Genomic DNA, 19,232 nt, shown 5'->3' on the forward strand with positions numbered 1-19,232 from the left:
TTAAGCCTCCACCAGGGCCCCCAGATGCTGAGGCCGCTTTTTTTATGCTTGTCCTCGGGCCGTCCTGCTGTGGGACGAACGCCAGTCGACATTGTTTACAGGCTGTGAACCATGAAAAATGATCGGAAAATTTTAGCGAAACGATCTGCGGGCCCTTTGCGTCAGTTCTGCTGGAGGGTGCCGCGATGGTCACAGATGCAGGTTTCGACGAGCGTGAAAGCGAGATCGCCCGCTACAGGATTTTGGCGCAGGAGGTGACGGACCCGCTCGCCGCGCGTCTGTTACAGCACATCGTCACCGATCTCGAAGCCGACCTGCGGCGTGATCGCGTCGCCGGTGCAGGCAGGTCGGACGGATGAGGCGAGGGGCAGTCTTCGGCCAGGAGGCTGGTGCCGGCTGAGGGGATTGAACCCCCGACCTTCGGTTTACAAAACCGCTGCTCTACCGCTGAGCTAAGCCGGCAACTTTCCGGGAAAACGTCACCGGCATAGCGCCGGCGGGTCCGCTTGGGTGCGGTCGCAATATCAGACTTGTCTGAAAAGTGCCAGAACCCGCGGGCGAAGTCCCAAGGTGGTGCCGCCAAACTGCAAGCGGTCAAAAAACAGGCGGCCAGAAGGCCGCCTGAACCATTTAGTCTGAGAGCGTACGTTCTACTGGCAGAGGTGCCGACGGCCGTCGTCGCCCTTGAACCAGGTGCCGGGCCTGCAAACGATGCCATTGCGGGCGGCGTAGCTGTTCCAGTCGCCGTGCCAGGCGGGGCCACCCTGGTCATAATAGGCATAGGAATTGTTCCAGCCTCCGAACGGCGCCGTTGCGATAGCGCCCGCGGTGCCAACGGCCGCGCCGGTGATCGCGGCCGCAGTGCCGACGGCGGCGCCGGCGGCTGCACCTGCCGCATCGGCCGGCCAGAAGCCGGTCTGATCATTCGGGTTCGCCTGTCGATAGGCGGTGTGGCGGTGACGATAGTGTCGGTCAGTGACCGTGCCAGGTGTCATGGCCTGGCAGGCGGGATCCTGGAAGAGGCCCGTGCAGCGGGGATTGTCGGTCATGGTTTGCGCGAAGGCAGGTGTTGCCAGCGCGGATGCGAGAAGGGCTGCCGCGCCAAGAAGTTTGGGGCTCGTCATGGCATTTGCTCCATGTGGTTGAGACCTTGGGTAAGTACGACGTCCGGCCGTGGTTCCGCGGTTTGTCGCCCGCGGGGTCACATCGACGTGAGCCCGTGCAGGATGTTTGCTTGCAGCCACGCAACCGCACAGCAGTGGCCTTGTGCGACGGACCGAGTGCGCAGTTGCCGTTAATGCTTCGATAGCGCCCGCGAGTGCATTTGAGCGCCCGCCAATGCTTACGCGTTAGGCTTACCGGAATTTCGGCAGCCTGCCTTAACACTCTGACCGCGGCGATCGGATAGGTTCTCGACCGATTAATCCGGGGCCCTCTTATGCGCGCTGTCGCGCTCCTTGCACTTTTGGTCGGACTGCCCGCGACGGCGCTTGCCGGTGAGGGCTTCGACATCGTGATTCCAGGCCGTCCCGGCGTGCCCATCATCATCAACGGTATCGATGCGTCCTACGCCGTCGTCGAAGGTGAATGGGGACTGGCCAAGAACGTTCAGATGCAGCCCACGATCTACGGCGGGCGCTACATCGGCGAGCGACAGCCGAGCGATGTCGGCCATTATTATCCAAGCATGGGATTGCAGCCCGGCTATGGCCGCCTCGAGATCGAGCCGCCGGCGAACCGCAAGGTGCCGCAACCAGCCGAGAGCTACTACCGGAGCTGGGGCGTGCAATCGGCGCCGCTGCCGCCTCAGGTAGATGTGCCAGCCAATCCGCCGCCGGTGATCCTTGCGCCGCAAATCGACGTCGATCCGCATCGTCGTGTCCGCCCGTCACCTCACGCCGAGGCGCCGGGCAATCATGAGCTGCACAGGTAAGTCCAGGCAGATCAACACCCAAGCAAAATCCAAACAAACGGAAATCTACAGGAGAGAGTAATGCGTCAGATGATTTCAGGATTGGTCGCGGCAGCAGCCGTGATGGTGGTGGGGGCGGCGCCCGCCATGGCCTGCGGCTGGAGCCCCTGCGTGGCACCGGTTGCACCGGTTTATTCGGGCTGCAACTCCGGCTGCGGTGGCTGGGGCTTTGAGCGCCTCGCCGAGCCGAGCACGCAATATTACTACGTCAACCAGGGCCCGACCTACACCGGCCCCGGCGCGTTCGCGCCTTATCCGACCTACCAGGAAGACGCCGTCGTGAACTATGGCCCGCGGTCTTACGGCTATGGCGCGGCCGTCGCGCCTGCCTATCCCTACTATCACCACCGGCCGTATTATCGTCCGTATCGCTACGGCTACGGTCCGCGCTACGGCTATCTGCCGCGCGTGCACTATGGCTACGGCCCGCGCTATGGCTATCGTTACGCGCCGTACCACTACCACGGCCACCGCGTGCTGCGCCGCTATTACTGATCGCCAGACCGGCTGAGCTGAATCACGAAGCGCCCGTTCGCATCACGCGGACGGGCGCTTTGCTTTGTCGTCCGTTCAGCGCTTCATCAGCCCGAGCCGGCTCGCGCCGACATAGAGCGAGAGCACGGCGGCGTTGGAGACGTTGAGGCTCTTGATCTCGCCGGGCATGTCGAGTCGCGCCACCACGCTGCAGGTCTCGCGGGTCAATTGCCGCAGGCCCTTGCCTTCGGCGCCGAGCACCAGCGCAAGCGGCTCGCGCAAAACGACCTCGGAGAGATCCTCGCTGCCCTGGCTGTCGAGGCCGACGGTCTGAAAGCCGCGCTCGTTGAGCGCGGTCAGCGCGCGGGCGAGATTTTGCACGGTCACGATCGGCACGAGCTCGAGCGCGCCGGAAGCGGCTTTCGCCAGCACGCCGGTCGCCTCCGGGCTGTGGCGCGCGGTGGTGACGATCGCCTTCACGGCGAAGGCCGCGGCGGAGCGCAGGATCGCGCCGACATTATGGGGATCGGTGATCTGGTCGAGCACCAGCACGATGCCTTCCTGCGCCAGGGTCTCGATGTCAGGCGAGGGCAGGGAATCGGCCTCAGCCAGCAGGCCCTGGTGCACGGCATCGGGCGACAGCAGCCGGTCGATCTCCTGGGGACGGACGATCTCGGGAGCGATGCGGGTCTGGATGTTTTCCTCGGCGAGGCGGCGGGCCGCATTCTCGGTCAGCGTAAGCTTGCGGATTCGCCGCTCCGGGTTTTGCAGCGCCATGGTGACGGTGTGCCAGCCATAGAGGATGACTGGCCCGTCGTGGTCCGAATCACGGTCGCGCCAGGCCGGCCGAGACGCGGATTTTGCGCCTTTATTGAAGGGCTTAGCCCCGCCGCGCCGGGTTCTCTGAGCAAATTTGCGATCGTTCATGGGCTCGCTTGTCTCACGGGTTCCGAAAGATGGCAATTTGGATGTCCAAAGAGGCGATTTTAGCTGCTTAGCTCGGTTGACTTTGCCCCGCCGCTTCCCCCATAAACGCGCCCGGCCGCGCCCCGTGTCCCTTCGGGTAGTCGCGGTCTTCACGTCTCCATGGCCGTTTCGGTCCGCCCGGCAAGGTCCGGTCCGATTATGCTGCCGTCGAGCGGGGGAGTGTCCCGAGTGGCAAAGGGAGCTGACTGTAAATCAGCCGCCTCATGGCTTCGCAGGTTCGAGTCCTGCCTCCCCCACCATGCTTCGCCCTGACGGGCTACGCGTGGCGCAGCCGAGCGTAAAGCCCATCTGGGCGAAGCGCGTCCGGCGAAGCTGGAGCACAGCGAAAGCGAATACGGACTGAGACCGCATCTCCTCCTTCCGCTTCCCTCCATCCCCCCTCAGCGCGCGTCGCGGCGCCTCGGCCTGATCGAGCGCCGCCAGTGACGGGTGTGCTGCGTTAGAAAGACGGCGGAGAATCCGAAGTCGGCAGGAAGCGGCGCGCGATGACGCCGCGCGGCGAGAACGCCTGCGCCGTGAAGGGATCGCAGATCGCGCCCCCAAGTCCCGGCGGCACCATCTCGCACACGATCTCGCACTGATGATTGTTCAGCGCCCGGTCGACCACAATCGGCGAAATCACGCGACCGTTGCTCATTCTTCAGCGCCCAGGGGTGCTTTCTTGTCCACAGTGTGAATTGCGATACAGCGCATCATTGGGAATCGCCGTACGTTTTAGATGCGCCTTCATGGCGTCTTACTCTCCCTTAGCCTTGAGCCCGTCGCCAATGGCGGGCTCCCTTCACTACGAATGTCCGATTGGAATGCATGGGGTTTGCAAAGCTCTCTTAGCAGGGGGATAGAAAATGTCGGGCCTAAGCACGGATGTGCAATGACCCAATACCGTCTACACATTTTGGATGAACGTGGCGACCTGGTTGGTGCCGTAGAGTTTGAATGCGCCAACGACGCAGCGGCAAAACGGGAGGCCCAAAAGGTGTTGACCGGCACCCAGGGGGAGCTTTGGCGGCGTATTGGCGGGGATCCAGGAACTAAGGCGGGAGCGGGCGCACATTGCGCTAACGACTAACGAAGATGCGATCGGTTCTATTTGACACTGTTGACGTCTCGTGACCCGGGTCGGCAGTTAGCGACTGCTGGACGCGCTCGGCTTGATCCTTCGTCAGATTGACCGCTAGAGCCAGATTAGTCCCGACCAATGCGGGGCCTTTACGTTGTCGATCGTAGACCATCCAGCCCTGAGATGCCTGCCGCACCATAAATCTCGGCGTAGACGGTGGGTTATCGCTCATGTTCTTGCCCTCTTGTTCTTGCCTTGCACACGCGTGCTTGCGCCATGGAGCAACACAAAATTTGGCTGCGGGCTCGAAATGCCAGGGGTCCCGCAGCGATCTCATCTCTAACTGCGCACTGAAATCGCAGTGGGTAATATGCAACGGTCATGCCACGGTCTTGTGACAGTGTCGGGAGTTGTTAGAGCCCGCCGGTTCACGCTGGCGGGCCTGCGAAGCTTACAGGTCAGAAAGCGCAGGCTACGTGATGGTTCCTGATCAGCCGAAAGTGCGAGCCAGCTTGTACGAAGTCCACGTCGAGACATTGATTGCTCGTCGGAAGTCACGACCGAGATCGTCGCGTCGAAGGCATTCAGGATTGACGTTCCGCCGGTGTTCGCTCGGCAGGTAGACAGCGAAGTCGTGCTGGGCTCGAGGCGGCCTCTTGCAGGTCTCCGCGATGCAATGGCGAACGTCAGCGGGCAAGACGTTTGTATGCTCGTGATTCCAAGGTTGGTCTGAATTAAAGCCGCTTTCCTTGGAAAGACCCGGACACACGCTCAACGGCAAAATGCAAATAGCTATCAATAGGGGTCTGACTGCCACCTGACCCTCCAGCTAAAGTAGCGGCTGATCCTACGGTGGCAAACTGACGCGAGCCTTACAGGGAGCGGGGCTTCGAGGGCTATCCGAGTCCGAAAAAAAAGCCGTTTCCTTCGTATCATCCGGTCAAAGCTTGTTCGCGGGCTGTGCGGCGGCAAGAGTTCAAGTCTTGGCCCTTCGCCTAAATCCAGACGGTCATTCTCCGCGCTTCGGGTCGGGCTTGTCGAGAAAATGCAAGGCGGTGTTGATCTGCTCGAGCTGACCTTCGATTTTGTCTCGCTCCTCAACGGCGCTGGTCTTCTTAAGCTGATCGACAAGCGCCTGCTTCCGTGAAAGCAAATTCTTTATGACTGTTGTCACCATTCCCCGCTTTCATGACCGTGGTTGAAAAGGCCGCAGGCCCACCCCTTCCTGCGGCCGTCCGGGAAAATTGACTGTCGATAAATTGCTACTTCCAGCCCCGGTTAACGAGGATGATTCCAGAAGTCGGCGGCGGCGTTGAGTCTGGAAAGCCTGTTCCTTGGCGGAACATCGTGAGTGTGGCGTCGACGCGACAGCGCAAAGCGAGAGGCCATTGGAACCTGGAAAGCTGCGGCGGCCGATACGCGGGTTCGAGTCTGAAGTAGAGGACGCCTGGCTCCGAGGAGACCTCAAGGTCGACTTAAGGATTTTCAGAGATACCAGCAGGCGGGCGAGAATTTCTTCGGGGGACTTGGGTGGTCATCGAATTGAGACAACTGCTGTTGCGCGGCGCAATCAGCCTCACGGTATGCGTCTTGGTCGCGGCCTTCGTCGCTGGCTTGTTGTCAGTGCTGGCCGACCATCTCGGGCCGAGCGCACAAGCCACCGAGGCATGCAAGCCGGGCCATTGCGTGCCGACGGCCAAGGGCGGCGCTCCGAACATCACCGCATCGAGATCGCGAACGACCCGTTAGACCTGCTCACAGACGATAGCGGCCATGGAGCGCACTCGAATACCTGCACAGTCTGCAAGCGCGCAATCAAGTACGCATCGCGTCGATCACGTGGGCGATGAGAACCGCCACGCTTAAGGCAACGACGAGAGCAAAGATCCAGGCGAGCAAGACATCCACCTCCTCGCCGGAGTGAATGCGCTCATTCCTGCACAGTCAAAAACCATCCTCAGGGAACCGTCGTTTCCGCGTCCGGTTGAGGATTGGTGGCAACAAATGTGTCCGCTGTCGGCCTTATCGGCAGAATGCCAAAAAGAGGAGCATCGCGACGAGGCAGGCGGCGAGGGATAACAAATAAACGCCCACAGCTAACCCCCGACTCAACATGCAGAGATTAGACGGCATTTTTGGCTTTCAAATGCCTTTTGCCGGTTTTTCCCAGGTAATGCGGCTATGGCTGGGAATACCGGATCCGCCTCACCCAATCGTTTATCCCTTCTGGCGTTCGTTGAGTTTGTAGAGGGAACGGCTCCAGCGCGCGAGGCTGGCTGAGAAGCGAGCCGGAGCCGTCCACCCGCGCTCCGCCGAACACGCGAAATTCAGCTTATCGGAAATGGGCCACCCAAGGGAGAGCCGCTCGCGGACTATTACGGATATCGATCTGTTGAGCGTGGTCAACGGAGCATATAGCAAAGGGCCGCTGCGTTTGGAGCGGCGGCCCTAGCACCGGGTTTGCAATAGAAACTCCGAAACTGAAATTGTTTAGCCAGCCCCGGTAGTGCAGATCATTCGACTAACGCTCGCTTCCGTAAATGACAAAAGCGAATCTGAGGCGCGATCCGTAGGTACCCATTTCGGGGTACCGACGGCGGCTCTGTCCAAAAGTGGACATAACAAAATCCCGCGCTGGTCTAGGCTCGCTTGGCTTGGTCCATTCGAATAGGCCAGGCAACCTCCAACGGCCTCGGCATTTAGGGTTGTGCCGGGGCCGTTTCTCCGCGCTGACCGCTCGATGGCGGAGGTTTTGAAAATTTGCTTCGATCGGGTGCCTCATGATCAGAATGCTGATTGGCGCTTCGATAGTTCTCGGCAGTCAAATCGTCGCAGCCGAAGCGCAAAACTGCAGGCAATATCCGCCTGGACCTTTCCGCTTTCAGTGCAAGGCGGCGAAACATCCAGAAATTGTCGAGAAAAAGGAAATGTGCCGCGACGAGGCGCATGCAGTGGGTCTCGTCAAAGCGAAGAAAGATCCCGGCTTTAAGGATTACGTGCACGCGTGCATGCACCGTCGATAGAGGGGATCGACCCTTCCGTCAGGCCAGCATGCACCGGCCAGAACTGGCTCAGTCGACGAACGCAGGCCCCACTTTCATGCGTCGAACCAGCCGCGCTCGACCGACGGCTGGCGGCGAACGGGATCGTGTCGTTCAATCCGCGATGGGATGGAGAGCAGGATGGGCGAGGCTTTCGACGGCCGACTTTTCCTCGCTCAGGCGCTGTTCCAAAAACTGGCGCTCAAGATCTGACAGTTTGGTTTTAAGCAGGCGTCGATAGCGGCTGATGTTCTTATCGTGGGCACGCAGACGGGCGAGTCTCTCGTCAGTCATGGGGCCTCCCGTATGAATGAAAAAATCTATTCGAGGAGCAAATGCGATAGTTCAATACGTTCAATGATTTTATGAGTGCAAGCTTCGCGCCTGATCACTCGATTGTCAAACAAATCGGAAGCCGCCAGATCGTCGCTGATTTCCCCCGCCAGCGCAAAAGAGGCCCCAGCTCCTTTTTGGGGGGCTACGGAGAGCTGGGGCCAACACCCTTGGGGAAGGGTATCAGGAAAACTCAGCAATCGCCCGAACGTTCCTGTTCGACTCTCTGTGGAAGCCTCCAAAAATTTGGCCCCAACTCGGGGGGCTGAGGGGAGTCGAGGCCAAGTTGCCGGGCCAACCAAGGCTTGCGCTGACCCGTCAGGCCAATGTGCATGAGAGCCGCGTCTTATGCGATAGGACAACCGGCGTAACTCGGATTTTCCGCGCGTCCTTCAGTTTAACGAGTGTCCCAATCAGGACCGCACTTCTTTAGGACTGCACCCTTTGTCATCGGCGTGCGGATCCGCTCGACCGGCAGCGCGACGTGGTTTTTCGAAAGCCGGCGTTGCGTCCGCGAGCTTCGGCCGAGCCATGCCATCTCGCGCTCACTTACGCCTCCATCTCCCGCAGCGCGCGTCGTAGCGCCTCGACCAGATCGAGCGCCACCGGCGAGGGGCTGCGTTGCGCGGGAAAGACCGCGGAGAATTCGAAATCGATGCGTGGCAGGAAGCGGCGCACGATGACGCCGCGGGTTGCAAACTCCTGCGCGGTGAAGGGATCGCAGATCGCGACGCCGAGTCCCGACGACACCATTCCGCACATGATCTCCGACAGCGTGGTCTCGACGCGCAGCACGCGGCGGACGTCGCTGCGGTGGAAGACCTGGTCGACGAGATGCCGGCTCGCAGATCCCGCCGAGAGCGATATGAACGTCTCGCCCTCGAAATCGCTTGGCTCCAGCACTTCCTTTTCTGCGAGACGATGCCCGGCCGGCAGCACCGCGACGCGCGCCAGCGGTTGTAGCCGCAGGCTCGGCAGGCCCGAATGGGCGATCGGCACCTCGGCAAAGCCGATGTCGCATTGATTGTTCAGCACCCAGTCGACCACGATCGGCGAGATCACACCGAAGAAGGCGAGGTTGAGGTTGGGCCGCTCTTTCAGGAAATGTCCGGCGAGCCGCGGCAGGTAGCCGTTCGAAAGCGCCGGCAAGGCGGCAATCCGTAATGAGCCGGTCCGGCGGCCTCGGATCTCCTCGGCGGCGGCCGTGATACGTTCGAGGCCGACGAAGGACCGTTCGACCTCGGTGTAGAGCGCCGTTGCAGCCGCGGTCGGCACCAGCCCGGTGCCCCGCCGCTCGAACAGCTCCATCTTCAGGAGCGCCTGGAAATCGCGGAGCAATCGGCTGACGGCAGGCTGCGTCACGACCATCAGCTTGGCGGCCTCAGTCACGCTGCCGGTCAGCATCATTGCGCGGAAGGCCTCCACCTGCCGCGAATTGATCCGCGCCATCTGCATTCTCTTCATAACATTTCGGCATGCAGAGGGTGCCATTATTCATTGGACGATGGAAGTCTAGCTCTGCGATCTTTTTCATCAGCGCTGGAGACAGCCCGTTTTTCCGGCAGATCGGGGCCAATCTCCCCGATTGCCGCCAAAACCCGGAAAACCAGGGGCCGGAGCCCTGGTCGGAGCGGGATTTGCGCCGAGGGAACGCGGGGTGTGCTTCGGCCGTCTGATCGTCGACACGTCACCTCATCCCGGTATTGGAGATTGGTCCTTATGAAGACTCTCAGCCTTCTGACAGCGGTCGGCATCGCGATGCTCGCGGCAGTCCCGACGGTCGTCTCGGCACAGCAGAAGACGCTCTATGTCGCCGGCTATGGCGGCTCGTTCGAGAAGACGATCCGCGACGAGGTGATCCCGAATTTCGAAAAGGAGAACGGCGTCAAGGTCGAGTACGTCGCCGGCAACTCGACCGACACGTTGGCAAAGCTCCAGGCGCAAAAGGGTAACCAGCAGATCGATCTCGCGATCGTCGATGATGGCCCGATGTACCAGGCGATCCAGCTTGGCTTCTGCGGCAAGCTCGATGGCTTGCCGGCCGATCTTTATGACGCCGCCCGCTTCAAGGACGATCGCGCGGTGGCGATCGGTCTCGTCGCCACCGGCTTGATGTACAACACCAAGGTGTTCGCCGAGAAGGGCTGGGCGCCGCCGACGTCGTGGAACGACCTGAAGGATCCGAAGTATCAGAAGCAGCTCGTCATTCCGCCGATCAACAACACCTACGGCCTGGAGGCGCTGGTGATGCTCGCCAAGATGAACGGCGGCAGCGAGTCGAACGTCGATGCCGGCTTCAAGATCTTCAAGAACGACATCAATCCGAACGTGCTTGCCTATGAGCCGTCGCCGGGCAAGATGACCGAGCTGTTCCAGTCCGGCCAGGCCGTGATCGCGGTGTGGGGTACGGGGCGTGTGCAGAGCTTTGCCAACACCGGTTTCCCAGTCGACTTCGTCTATCCCAAGGAAGGCGCGGCAACTCTTCTGACGACCGCCTGTCCGATCGCCAAGCCAAACGCTTCGCCGCTCGCGGCGAGCTTCATCAAGAAGCTGCTTGATCCAAATATCCAGCTCATCATGCTCAAGGACTACGGCTACGGCCCGGTGCTGAAATCGCTCGTCGTCCCGCCGGAGCTCGGCAAGATGGCGCCGATCGGCGAGCGTGCGGCCAAGCTCTACAATCCCGACTGGACCGTCATCAACGAGAAGCGCGAAGAGTGGACCAAGCGGTGGAATCGCGAGGTCGAGCGCTAACGCGATGGCCTTCCTCGAACTCGATCGCGTCGGCAAGCAGTTCGGCTCGCAAACCGTCGTCGACGATTTCAGCCTTGCAGTGGAGAGGGGCGAGTTCATCTCGTTCCTCGGTCCCTCCGGCTGCGGCAAGACCACGACGCTGCAGATGATCGCTGGTTTCCTCGAGCCGTCGCGCGGCGCGATCCGGCTCGAGGGACGCGACTTGATCAAGGTGCATCCGGCAAAGCGCGGCCTCGGCATCGTGTTCCAGAGCTATGCGCTGTTTCCGCATATGACAGCGGCCGAGAATGTCGCCTTCGGTCTGGAGATGCGCGGCGTGCCCAGGGACAAACGCACCGAGCGCGTCCGCGCGGCGCTGGCGATGGTCGGGCTCAAAGGCTTCGAGGAGCGATATCCGCGGCGCATGTCGGGCGGCCAGCAGCAGCGGGTGGCGCTGGCCCGCGCGCTGGTGATCCAGCCGAGCGTCCTGCTGCTCGACGAACCCTTGTCGAACCTGGATGCCAAGCTGCGCGAAGACATGCAGATCGAGCTGCGCCAGATCCAGCGCACCATCGGCACCACCACGATCCTCGTCACCCACGACCAGAACGAGGCGATGTCGCTGTCCGACCGCATCGTGGTGATGAGCCAGGGCAAGATCGAGCAGATCGGCACGCCGCAACAGACCTATGAGCGGCCGGCCTCGGCCTTCGTATCGCAGTTCCTCGGCAAGACCAACGATTTTGCCGCGACCGTCGATCGCACGGCCACGCCGGCGCGACTCGTCGCAGGCTCCTGGCACGCACCGGCGCCGGCGGGCGTGAGCGGTGCGGTGACGATCAGTCTTCGACCCGAGCGGATCAGCTTTGCCGACGCTGGCCTTGCTGCAAAAATCGTCACGCGGATTTTCCAGGGCAATCACTGGCTGTTCCAGTGCGAGACCGAATGCGGGCCGGCGATCGTGATCCGGCAGAATGACGGCGCGCCTCAGCCGGGAGAAGGCGAGGCGGTCTGTCTTGCATGGCGCGTGGAAGACATGAGCCTGCGCGGAAGCGGAGGCGCTGCATGACCGCCGCCGATACGTCAACGCAATCTGCCGAGGCCCGCGCGCCCTGGGCGCTGACGCTGCCTGCGCTGACGCTTTTCGTCGGCGTGCTGGTCATCCCGCTTCTCATGACCGTGATGCTCTCGTTTCACGATTGGGGGCAGTACAAGGGCATCGAGCCGGTCTTCATCCTGAAGAACTGGCAGGAGATCGCGAGCGATCCCTACTATGCCGAAATGTTCTGGCGGACCTTCCGCATCGCGCTGCTTGCGACCTTGATCACAGCCGCGCTCGGTGCGCCCGAAGCCTACATCCTCAACCGCATGAGCGGACGCTGGAGAGGCATCTTCCTGCTCCTGATCCTGGGGCCGCTGCTGATCTCGGTGGTGGCGCGCACGCTCGGCTGGGCGCTTTTGTTCGGTGGAAATAACGGCCTCGTCAACAAGCTGTTGATGTCGCTCGGCCTGATCCGCTCGCCCTTGCCCTTCATGTTTACTGAGACCGGCATGGTGGTCGCGCTCGCGCATGTCATGATGCCGTTCATGGTGCTGTCGGTCTGGGCCGCGCTTCAGCGCGTCGACCCGCAGATCGAAAATGCCGCGATGTCGCTCGGCGCCGGCGCCTTCACCATCATTCGCCGCATCATCCTGCCGCAGATCATGCCCGGCGTGCTCTCGGGCGCAATCATCGTGTTCTCGCTGTCGGCAAGCGCGTTTGCCACGCCGGCGATCATCGGCGGCCGCAGGCTGAAGGTCGCGGCGACGCTCGCCTATGACGAATTCCTCAACACGCTGAACTGGCCGCTTGGTGCGGCGGTCGCCGTGCTGCTGCTGCTCGCGCTGGTGCTGATCGTCGTCGGCAGCAACGCACTGATCGAGCGCCGCTATGCCGAGGTGTTCCGATGAGGACGAATGGCCCGCTCGCCCTGACATTCCACGCGCTCTTCGTCGTCTTCATGCTCGCGCCGATCGTTGTGGTCTGCCTCGTCGCCTTCACGCCCGAGGGTTTTCTCTCGCTGCCGACCAACGGCTTCTCGCTGCGCTGGTTCAGGACGATCGCGAGCTATCCGGAATTCGTGCATGCGTTCTGGGTCAGCCTCGGGCTCGGGATGGTGTCCTCCTTCGTCGCGCTGCTCTTCGCGGTGCCGGCGGCACTGGCGATTGCGCGCTACAGATTTCGAGGCCGCGATGCGCTGGCAGCCCTGTTCCTGTCGCCGCTGATGATCCCGCATGTCGTGCTCGGCATCGCCTTCCTGCGCTTTTTTACCTCGCTCGGGCTCGGGGGCACCTTTGCTGCGCTGCTGATCGCACATGTCATCGTGGTGTTTCCCTTCGCGCTACGCCTGACGCTGGCAGCGGCGACGGGCATGGACCGCTCGGTCGAGATGGCTGCGGTCTCACTCGGTGCCGGTGGTTTCACGCTGTTCCGCCGCGTGACGTTGCCGCTGATCCTGCCCGGCGTGATCAGCGGCTGGGCGCTCGCCTTCATCCAGTCCTTCGACGATTTGACGATGACCGTATTTCTTGCCGCGCCAGGCACTGAAACGTTGCCGGTCAGGATGTTCCTCTATATCCAGGACAACATCGATCCGCTCGTGACATCCGTTTCGGCGAGCGTCATCGCAATCACCATGACTGCCCTTATCCTGCTCGACCGCTTCTACGGGCTCGACCGCGTGCTCGCAGGCAAGAGCGATCCCGGGCGATAGGAGAACGCATGCACAGGGACTATGACGTCGCCGTCGTCGGCGGCGGGCTGCTCGGCTCCGCCATTGCCTGGGGGCTTGGCCGGCTCGGCAAGAGCGTTGCCGTGCTCGACGAGGGCGACATCGCCAAGCGCGCCTCGCGCGCGAATTTTGCGCTGGTGTGGGTGCAGAGCAAAGGGCTCGGCATGCCCGCCTATACCGTGTGGACGGTGCGCGCGTCGCAGGCCTGGCCCATGCTTGCCGCCGAATTGAAGGACCAGACCGGCCTCGACGTCTGCCTCCAGCAGAACGGCGGCTTTCATCTGACGCTCGGTGAAGACGAGTACGAGCAGCGGACACAGCTCGTCACGCGCATGCATAACCAGGTTGGCGCGGCCGACTACAGGATGGAGATGCTGCCGGCCTCTGAGGTGAAGAAGATGCTGCCGCTGATTGGCCCGGAGGTGTCCGGCGGCAGCTTCTGTCCATTCGATGGTCACGTCAATTCGCTGCGCACTTTTCGCGCGTTCCACACGGGTTTCAAGACGTTCGGCATCGACTATTTCCCGGAGCGGCCGGTCTCCGCGCTCACAAAGAGCGGCGGCGAATTCCGGTTGACGACGCCGCAAGGCGAAATCCGCGCCAACAAGATCGTGCTTGCCGCGGGCAATGCCAATCAGACGCTCGCGCCGATGGTCGGCCTCTTTGCGCCGATGGGGCCGACGCGTGGACAGATCGTGGTGACCGAACGCACCATGCCGTTCCTGCCGCATCCGCTGACCACGATCCGCCAGACCGACGAGGGCACGGTGATGATCGGCGACAGCAAGGAGGACGAGCTCGACGATCGCGCGTTGAGGCATTCGATCAGCGCCGTGATGGCGGATCGCGCGCAGCGGATGTTTCCGCATCTGGCGCGGCTCAACGTCGTCAGGAGCTGGGCCGGCATCCGCGTCATGCCGCAGGACGGCTTTCCGATCTATGACCAGTCGGAAACGCATCCCGGCGCATTCGTCGCCTGCTGCCATTCCGGCGTGACGCTCGCCTCCAACCATGCCTTCGAGATCGCGCGCATGGTCGCAGGGGGCGCGCTCGAGCCCGAACTGGTCGGCGCGTTCTCGGCGAGCCGCTTCGGCGGCGAGGGCGCAGCGAACAACAGCGGCTATTAGCGATTTCAGAGAAGGGGCCAAGAGGCGTCCAATGTTCAGACGATCCGATCAGGACAAGCGTCCATCGTTGCAGATCTTCGTCGACGGTGTTGCCGTCGAGGCGCGCGAGGGCGACACCGTGTCCGCCGCGCTGCTTGCCTCGGGACGCGACGTGCGGCGCGTGACCGCGGTCAGCGGTGCGCCACGGCTGCCCTATTGCATGATGGGTGTGTGCTTCGATTGCCTCGTCACCATCGATGGCGTCGGTAACCGCCAGGGCTGCCTGGTGCCGGTCGCGGCGGGCATGCAGATCGAGATCCAGCAAGGCCAAAGGGAGATCGGCCGATGAACGCGGCTCCTCAGCGTGACGCCTACGACGTCGTCGTGATCGGGGCCGGGCCTGCCGGTCTTGCCGCGACGGCGACAGCGTCCGCAGCAGGCCTGTCGACACTGCTGCTCGATGAAAACCCCGGCCCCGGCGGCCAGGTCTGGCGCGCGATTGCGTCGACCCCGGTCACGGCGCATGACCAACTCGGCGCCGACTATTGGGCAGGTGCCGAGCTGGTCGGCGAGGTGCGAGCGGGCAAGGCCGAGATCATCCATCGCGCCACCGTGTGGAGCCTTGATCGCAACCTCGAGATCGGCGTTTCCATCGGCGGCGCGTCTGCCTTCGTCAAGGCGCGGCGCGTGATTCTTGCGACCGGCGCACTTGAGCGGCCGTTTCCAATTCCGGGCTGGACGTTGCCGGGCGTGATGACCGCCGGCGCCGCGCAGACCATGCTGAAATCGTCGGCGCTGGTGCCGGACGGGCGCACTGTGATCGCGGGGCAGGGGCCGCTGCTGTGGCTGCTCGCGGCGCAGATTTTGCGCCTCGGTGGCCGTATCGATCGCATTCTCGATACCACCGAGCGGAACAATTACCTCTCGGCGCTACCGCACGCCTTCGCCTTCGTAACGTCGCCCTATTTTACGAAGGGCTTGGCGTTGATGCGCGAGGTGAAGGCGAAAGTGCCGGTTATCACAGGCGTCACCGAGCTGGCCGCGACCGGCGAGGGGCGCCTCGCCACTGTAAGCTATGTGGCAGGTCGAAGGCACGAGACGATGCCGGCGGATCTGTTGCTGTTGCATCAGGGCGTCGTGCCGAACGTCAATCTCGCGATGGCGGCGGGCGTCGAACATCGCTGGGACGATTTGCAACTCTGCTGGTCACCTGTGCTCGATGCCAACTGCGGCACCTCGATCGAGGGCATCGCGATCGCCGGCGACGGCGCCGGCATCGGCGGCGTGAACTCCGCAGTGGTTCGCGGCCACATCGCTGCACGGGCTGCAGTCGAGGCGCTTGCACCTGCAGCCGCCGCGAGGCTTTCGCCGATGGCAGCGCTGCGTGCCGATCTCGCCAAAGCCGAGCGCGGTCGCGCCTTCCTCGACACGCTGTTCCGTCCCGCGCGGCAATTCCGCATTCCCGCAGGCGACACCATCGTCTGCCGCTGCGAGGAGGTGAGCGCCAAGGACATCGTCGATGCCGTTGCGATCGGCGCGACAGGACCGAACCAGCTCAAGGCCTATCGCCGCACCGGCATGGGTCCGTGCCAGGGACGTCTGTGCGGTCTCACCGTCACCGAGCTGATGGCCGAGGCGCGTGGCAAGAGCCCGCAGGAAATCGGCTACTACCGGCTGCGCGCTCCGGTGAAGCCGATCACGCTCGCCGAGCTCGCGGCGATGCCGAAGACGGAAGACGACGTCAAGGCAGTGGTGCGGGGATGACCAAGCTTACGGATGCCATCATCGTGGGTGGCGGCATCCACGGATGCTCGACGGCGCTGCACCTGACGCTCGCCGGCATGAAGCCGGTGCTGATCGAGAAGGACTATGCCGGCCGCCACGCTTCCGGCGTCAATGCCGGCGGCGTGCGCCAGCTTGCGCGCCACGTTGCCGAGATCCCGCTCTCGATTCGCTCGATGGGGATCTGGGAGCGGATCGAAGAGCTGCTCGATGACGATTGCAGTTTCGAGAGCCACGGCCAGGTCCTGGTTGCGGAGGATGAGACCGAGCTAGCGGCATGCCGCGCCCGCGTCGCCGAGCTGAATGCGCTCGGCTTCACCCATGAGGAGCTGATCGACGGTGCCGAGCTGCGGCGGCTGGTGCCCGCCGTCGCCGACACTTGTCCCGGCGGCGTGGTCTCGCGCCGAGATGGTGCGGCAAATCCTGCGCAGACAACGACGGCGTTCCGACGCAGGGCTGAGCAGCTCGGCGCCACCGTGCGCGAGGGCGTGGCCGCAAGCAGTGTCCGCCGCGAGGATGGACTCTGGCGCGTCGATGTCGGCGTTGAGACCTATGCCGCGCCTGTGCTGGTCAATGCGGCCGGCGCCTGGGCAGGGCGCATCGCCGCAGGGCTCGGCGAGCCCGTGCCGGTCGAGACCGTGGCGCCGATGCTGATGATCACCTCGCGCGTGCCGCATTTCATCGATCCCGTGGTGATCCTGCGTGGCCGCAAACTGTCCTTCAAGCAATTCAAGAACGGCACCGTGTTGATCGGCGGCGGCCATCTGGCGACGCCGGACCAGGACCGCAACGAGACGGTGCTGGACTGGCGCAGCCTCGCTATCAGCGCCCGCACAGTGTTCGAGCTATTTCCGGTGATGCGCGATGCCACCATCATGCGCGCCTGGGCCGGCATCGAGGCGAAGACGGTGGACGATCTGCCCGTGCTGGGCCCGAGCGCCCGCCACGTCGGCCTCTATCATCAGTTCGGCTTCTCGCTGCATGGCTTCCAGCTCGGCCCCGGCGCCGGCGCCGTCATGGCGGAGCTGGTTGTCAATGGCGGGACCCAGACCCGGATCGGCGGTCTCAGCATCGATCGCTTCCGTTCCTCCACTCCGTAAGACACAGCAGGATACTTCATGAGCATCACCCGCAGCATCCGCACGCCGATCATGCACCGCACCGTCGAGGCCAATGGCTTCGTCTTCGTCGGCGGCACGATCGCCGACGACACCGGCGTGTCGATGGGCGAGCAGACCCGCAACATCCTCGGCAAGATCGCGGGCTACCTGAAGGAAGCGGGGACCGACGCGTCTCGCATCGTCAGCGCTTCGATCTTCGTCACTGACCTGTCGAAGAAGAAGGAGATGGACGCGGTCTGGACAGAGTTCTTCGGCGACAATCTGCCGGCGCGCGCAACCGTCGGCGTCGCCGATCTCGGCGGCAGCGCGCTGATCGAGGTCGTCGTCACCGCGCTCAAGGGCTGAGGCTAAACCTCAGCCCATCATCTCGCGCACCATCGGGATCACCTTGCCGCCATAGAGCTCGATGCTGCGCATCAGCTTCCCATGCGGCAGGGGTCCCGCGGAATATTTGAGCTGGAAGCGGGAGATGCCGAGCGCCTTCGCGGTGGCGGCGATCTTGCGCGCCACCGTCTCGGGCGAGCCGACATAGAGCGAGCCATGATCTGCCTCGTGCACGAACTCGTCGCGGCCCATCGGCGGCCAGCCGCGTTCCTTGCCGATGCGGTCGCGCATGGTCTTGTAGTCGGCCCAGAGCTCCTCGCGCGCCTGCGCATCGGTCTCGGCGACATAGCCGGGCGAGTGCACGCCGATCGGCTTCACCGCGCGGCCGAATTCCTTGTAGGCGCGGTGATAGAGCTCGACATAGGGCGCAAAGCGCTTGGGATCGCCGCCGATGATCGCGAGCATCAACGGCAGGTCGTAATGCGCGGCGCGCACCACCGATTCCGGGCTGCCGCCGACGCCGATCCAGGTCTTGAGCTGGCCGTGCTCGACCGGCGGATAGACGAGCTGGTTCTGCAGCGGCGGACGCAGCTTGCCCTCCCAGGTCACCGGCTTCTGGGACAGAAGTGCGGCGAACAGGTCGAGCTTCTCCTCGAACAACTCCTCGTAACGGCGCAGGTCAAAACCGAACAGCGGGAAGGACTCGGTGAACGAGCCACGGCCGAGGATTACTTCGGCGCGGCCGTTCGAAAGCGCGTCCAGCGTCGCAAAGCGCTGAAATACGCGGATGGGGTCGTCCGAGGAGAGCACCGTCACGGCGGAGCCGAGATGGATACGCTTGGTGCGGGCCGCGATCGCCGCGAGCACGACTTCCGGCGAGGAGATCGCGAAATCGGCGCGGTGATGCTCGCCAAGCCCGATGAAGTCGATGCCGAGCTCGTCGGCCAGCACGGCCTCCTCGACGACGTTGCGGATCACCTGCGCATGCGGCAGCGGCGTGCCGCTTGCGTCCTTGGTGACGTCGCCAAAGGTATCCAGTCCGAATTCGAGCGGTGCGGTCATTGATCGGGTCTCTGGAACACGATCCGGAAAAAGGGTGGAGCGGTTTTCCGAAAAAATCGTGCTCAAACAATTGCGGAGGCAGCTTGAGATCTAGTCGCCGGCTTGCCCGTCACAATACCGCTTCAGGAAATGCATTGTTTCCGTTTCGCGCCCCGGCGATGCCTGTCGATCGCCGCAGCGCTCGCATCAAGGCACGAATTTTTCCGCCATCGCTTCGGGGGCGCGCGCCTGGAGAACGCGGCGCTTCAACTGCTTCAGCTCCTTGATTTCGGCGACGATCGCGTCCACCGCTCGTTTCTGCTGTTGGCGCAGGGTGCGCTGGTCCTTGACGGGAAGCGGCCTCTTGCCCTTGGACGTCTGGATCACCTCGCGTGCGAGCTTTCGCAGCGTGTCGAGTTCCGCCTTGATCGCGTTCTTTCCTGCTGTCGTCATCTCCATGCTCCCTTGGAATTCCTGAGGCTTCGTG

General features: G+C 63.0%; 21 protein-coding genes and 2 tRNA genes. 14 read left to right on the top strand and 9 right to left on the bottom strand.

Annotation, left to right across the window (positions count from 1 at the left end; genetic code table 11):
* Window positions 1-185 precede the first annotated feature (185 nt).
* Window positions 186-359: a hypothetical protein gene (locus tag ACV1FX_RS00410; protein WP_473115554.1), complete on the top strand. Its 174-nt coding sequence runs from the start codon at window positions 186-188 to the stop codon at window positions 357-359.
* Between the two features lie 28 nt (window positions 360-387).
* Here ACV1FX_RS00410 and ACV1FX_RS00415 read toward each other — a convergent pair.
* Together ACV1FX_RS00415 and ACV1FX_RS00420 are read right to left on the bottom strand one after the other, a co-directional pair.
* Window positions 388-462 (bottom strand) — tRNA-Thr (locus tag ACV1FX_RS00415).
* 188 nt (window positions 463-650) lie between these two features.
* Complete coding sequence (locus ACV1FX_RS00420) at window positions 651-1,124, bottom strand: hypothetical protein (protein WP_473115555.1); 474 nt, start codon at window positions 1,122-1,124, stop codon at window positions 651-653.
* Window positions 1,125-1,438: 314 nt separating this feature from the next.
* Here ACV1FX_RS00420 and ACV1FX_RS00425 point away from each other — a divergent pair, with 314 nt between their 5' ends.
* Both ACV1FX_RS00425 and ACV1FX_RS00430 read left to right on the top strand, forming a co-directional pair.
* Window positions 1,439-1,933: a hypothetical protein gene (locus ACV1FX_RS00425; RefSeq protein WP_473115556.1), complete on the top strand. Its 495-nt coding sequence runs from the start codon at window positions 1,439-1,441 to the stop codon at window positions 1,931-1,933.
* Between the two features lie 60 nt (window positions 1,934-1,993).
* Complete coding sequence (locus ACV1FX_RS00430) at window positions 1,994-2,467, top strand: hypothetical protein (RefSeq protein ID WP_473115557.1); 474 nt, start codon at window positions 1,994-1,996, stop codon at window positions 2,465-2,467.
* Window positions 2,468-2,542: 75 nt separating this feature from the next.
* Here ACV1FX_RS00430 and rlmB read toward each other — a convergent pair whose 3' ends face one another.
* Entirely contained in the window at window positions 2,543-3,373 is an 831-nt protein-coding gene (gene rlmB, locus ACV1FX_RS00435; RefSeq protein ID WP_473115558.1) for a 23S rRNA (guanosine(2251)-2'-O)-methyltransferase RlmB, read from the bottom strand.
* Window positions 3,374-3,586: 213 nt separating this feature from the next.
* Between rlmB and ACV1FX_RS00440 the strand changes: the two genes are divergently transcribed.
* Window positions 3,587-3,672 (top strand) — tRNA-Tyr (locus ACV1FX_RS00440).
* A 200-nt stretch (window positions 3,673-3,872) separates the two neighbouring features.
* Here the strand turns inward: ACV1FX_RS00440 and ACV1FX_RS00445 are convergent.
* Both ACV1FX_RS00445 and ACV1FX_RS00450 read right to left on the bottom strand, forming a co-directional pair.
* Complete coding sequence (locus ACV1FX_RS00445) at window positions 3,873-4,070, bottom strand: hypothetical protein (protein WP_473115559.1); 198 nt, start codon at window positions 4,068-4,070, stop codon at window positions 3,873-3,875.
* Between the two features lie 1,432 nt (window positions 4,071-5,502).
* Entirely contained in the window at window positions 5,503-5,670 is a 168-nt protein-coding gene (locus ACV1FX_RS00450; RefSeq protein WP_473115560.1) for a hypothetical protein, read from the bottom strand.
* 1,603 nt (window positions 5,671-7,273) lie between these two features.
* Between ACV1FX_RS00450 and ACV1FX_RS00455 the strand changes: the two genes are divergently transcribed.
* On the top strand, window positions 7,274-7,516 hold the full coding sequence (locus tag ACV1FX_RS00455; RefSeq protein ID WP_473115561.1) for a hypothetical protein: 243 nt from the start codon (window positions 7,274-7,276) through the stop codon (window positions 7,514-7,516).
* A gap of 132 nt (window positions 7,517-7,648) precedes the next feature.
* Here the strand turns inward: ACV1FX_RS00455 and ACV1FX_RS00460 are convergent, their stop codons facing one another.
* Both ACV1FX_RS00460 and ACV1FX_RS00465 read right to left on the bottom strand, forming a co-directional pair.
* Window positions 7,649-7,828: a hypothetical protein gene (locus ACV1FX_RS00460; protein ID WP_473115562.1), complete on the bottom strand. Its 180-nt coding sequence runs from the start codon at window positions 7,826-7,828 to the stop codon at window positions 7,649-7,651.
* Window positions 7,829-8,416: 588 nt separating this feature from the next.
* Window positions 8,417-9,316, bottom strand: coding sequence for a LysR substrate-binding domain-containing protein (locus ACV1FX_RS00465; protein WP_473115563.1), 900 nt, complete (start codon window positions 9,314-9,316; stop codon window positions 8,417-8,419).
* Window positions 9,317-9,586: 270 nt separating this feature from the next.
* Between ACV1FX_RS00465 and ACV1FX_RS00470 the strand changes: the two genes are divergently transcribed.
* The 9 genes from ACV1FX_RS00470 to ACV1FX_RS00510 are packed head-to-tail and all read left to right on the top strand — an operon-like array spanning window position 9,587 to window position 17,725.
* The gene (locus ACV1FX_RS00470; RefSeq protein WP_473115564.1) at window positions 9,587-10,621 is read left to right on the top strand and encodes an ABC transporter substrate-binding protein; all 1,035 of its coding nucleotides are present in this window, start codon (window positions 9,587-9,589) and stop codon (window positions 10,619-10,621) included.
* 4 nt (window positions 10,622-10,625) lie between these two features.
* Entirely contained in the window at window positions 10,626-11,669 is a 1,044-nt protein-coding gene (locus tag ACV1FX_RS00475; RefSeq protein ID WP_473115565.1) for an ABC transporter ATP-binding protein, read from the top strand.
* Complete coding sequence (locus tag ACV1FX_RS00480) at window positions 11,666-12,550, top strand: ABC transporter permease (RefSeq protein ID WP_473115566.1); 885 nt, start codon at window positions 11,666-11,668, stop codon at window positions 12,548-12,550. Before ACV1FX_RS00475 ends, ACV1FX_RS00480 begins: the two co-directional genes overlap by 4 nt.
* Complete coding sequence (locus ACV1FX_RS00485) at window positions 12,547-13,353, top strand: ABC transporter permease (RefSeq protein WP_473115567.1); 807 nt, start codon at window positions 12,547-12,549, stop codon at window positions 13,351-13,353. The genes ACV1FX_RS00480 and ACV1FX_RS00485 overlap by 4 nt, the downstream gene beginning before the upstream one ends.
* Before the next feature lie 8 nt (window positions 13,354-13,361).
* A complete protein-coding gene (locus ACV1FX_RS00490) occupies window positions 13,362-14,498 on the top strand; it encodes an NAD(P)/FAD-dependent oxidoreductase (RefSeq protein ID WP_473115568.1) in 1,137 nt (378 codons plus the stop codon).
* 31 nt (window positions 14,499-14,529) lie between these two features.
* Window positions 14,530-14,826 (top strand): (2Fe-2S)-binding protein, encoded by a 297-nt coding sequence (locus ACV1FX_RS00495; protein WP_473115569.1) that lies wholly within the window; start codon window positions 14,530-14,532, stop codon window positions 14,824-14,826.
* Window positions 14,823-16,241, top strand: coding sequence for an FAD/NAD(P)-dependent oxidoreductase (locus tag ACV1FX_RS00500; RefSeq protein ID WP_473115570.1), 1,419 nt, complete (start codon window positions 14,823-14,825; stop codon window positions 16,239-16,241). The genes ACV1FX_RS00495 and ACV1FX_RS00500 overlap by 4 nt, the downstream gene beginning before the upstream one ends.
* Window positions 16,238-17,359, top strand: a complete 1,122-nt coding sequence (locus tag ACV1FX_RS00505; protein WP_473115571.1) for an NAD(P)/FAD-dependent oxidoreductase — start codon at window positions 16,238-16,240, stop codon at window positions 17,357-17,359. Before ACV1FX_RS00500 ends, ACV1FX_RS00505 begins: the two co-directional genes overlap by 4 nt.
* Before the next feature lie 18 nt (window positions 17,360-17,377).
* Window positions 17,378-17,725 (top strand): RidA family protein, encoded by a 348-nt coding sequence (locus tag ACV1FX_RS00510; RefSeq protein ID WP_473115572.1) that lies wholly within the window; start codon window positions 17,378-17,380, stop codon window positions 17,723-17,725.
* A 9-nt stretch (window positions 17,726-17,734) separates the two neighbouring features.
* On the opposite strand, the gene ACV1FX_RS00515 is transcribed toward ACV1FX_RS00510, so the two are convergent.
* Together ACV1FX_RS00515 and ACV1FX_RS00520 are read right to left on the bottom strand one after the other, a co-directional pair.
* On the bottom strand, window positions 17,735-18,766 hold the full coding sequence (locus ACV1FX_RS00515; RefSeq protein WP_473115573.1) for an LLM class flavin-dependent oxidoreductase: 1,032 nt from the start codon (window positions 18,764-18,766) through the stop codon (window positions 17,735-17,737).
* A gap of 186 nt (window positions 18,767-18,952) precedes the next feature.
* Complete coding sequence (locus ACV1FX_RS00520; protein ID WP_473115574.1) at window positions 18,953-19,198, bottom strand: hypothetical protein; 246 nt, start codon at window positions 19,196-19,198, stop codon at window positions 18,953-18,955.
* Window positions 19,199-19,232: the final 34 nt, after the last annotated feature.

This window comes from Bradyrhizobium ingae, from assembly GCF_055791185.1.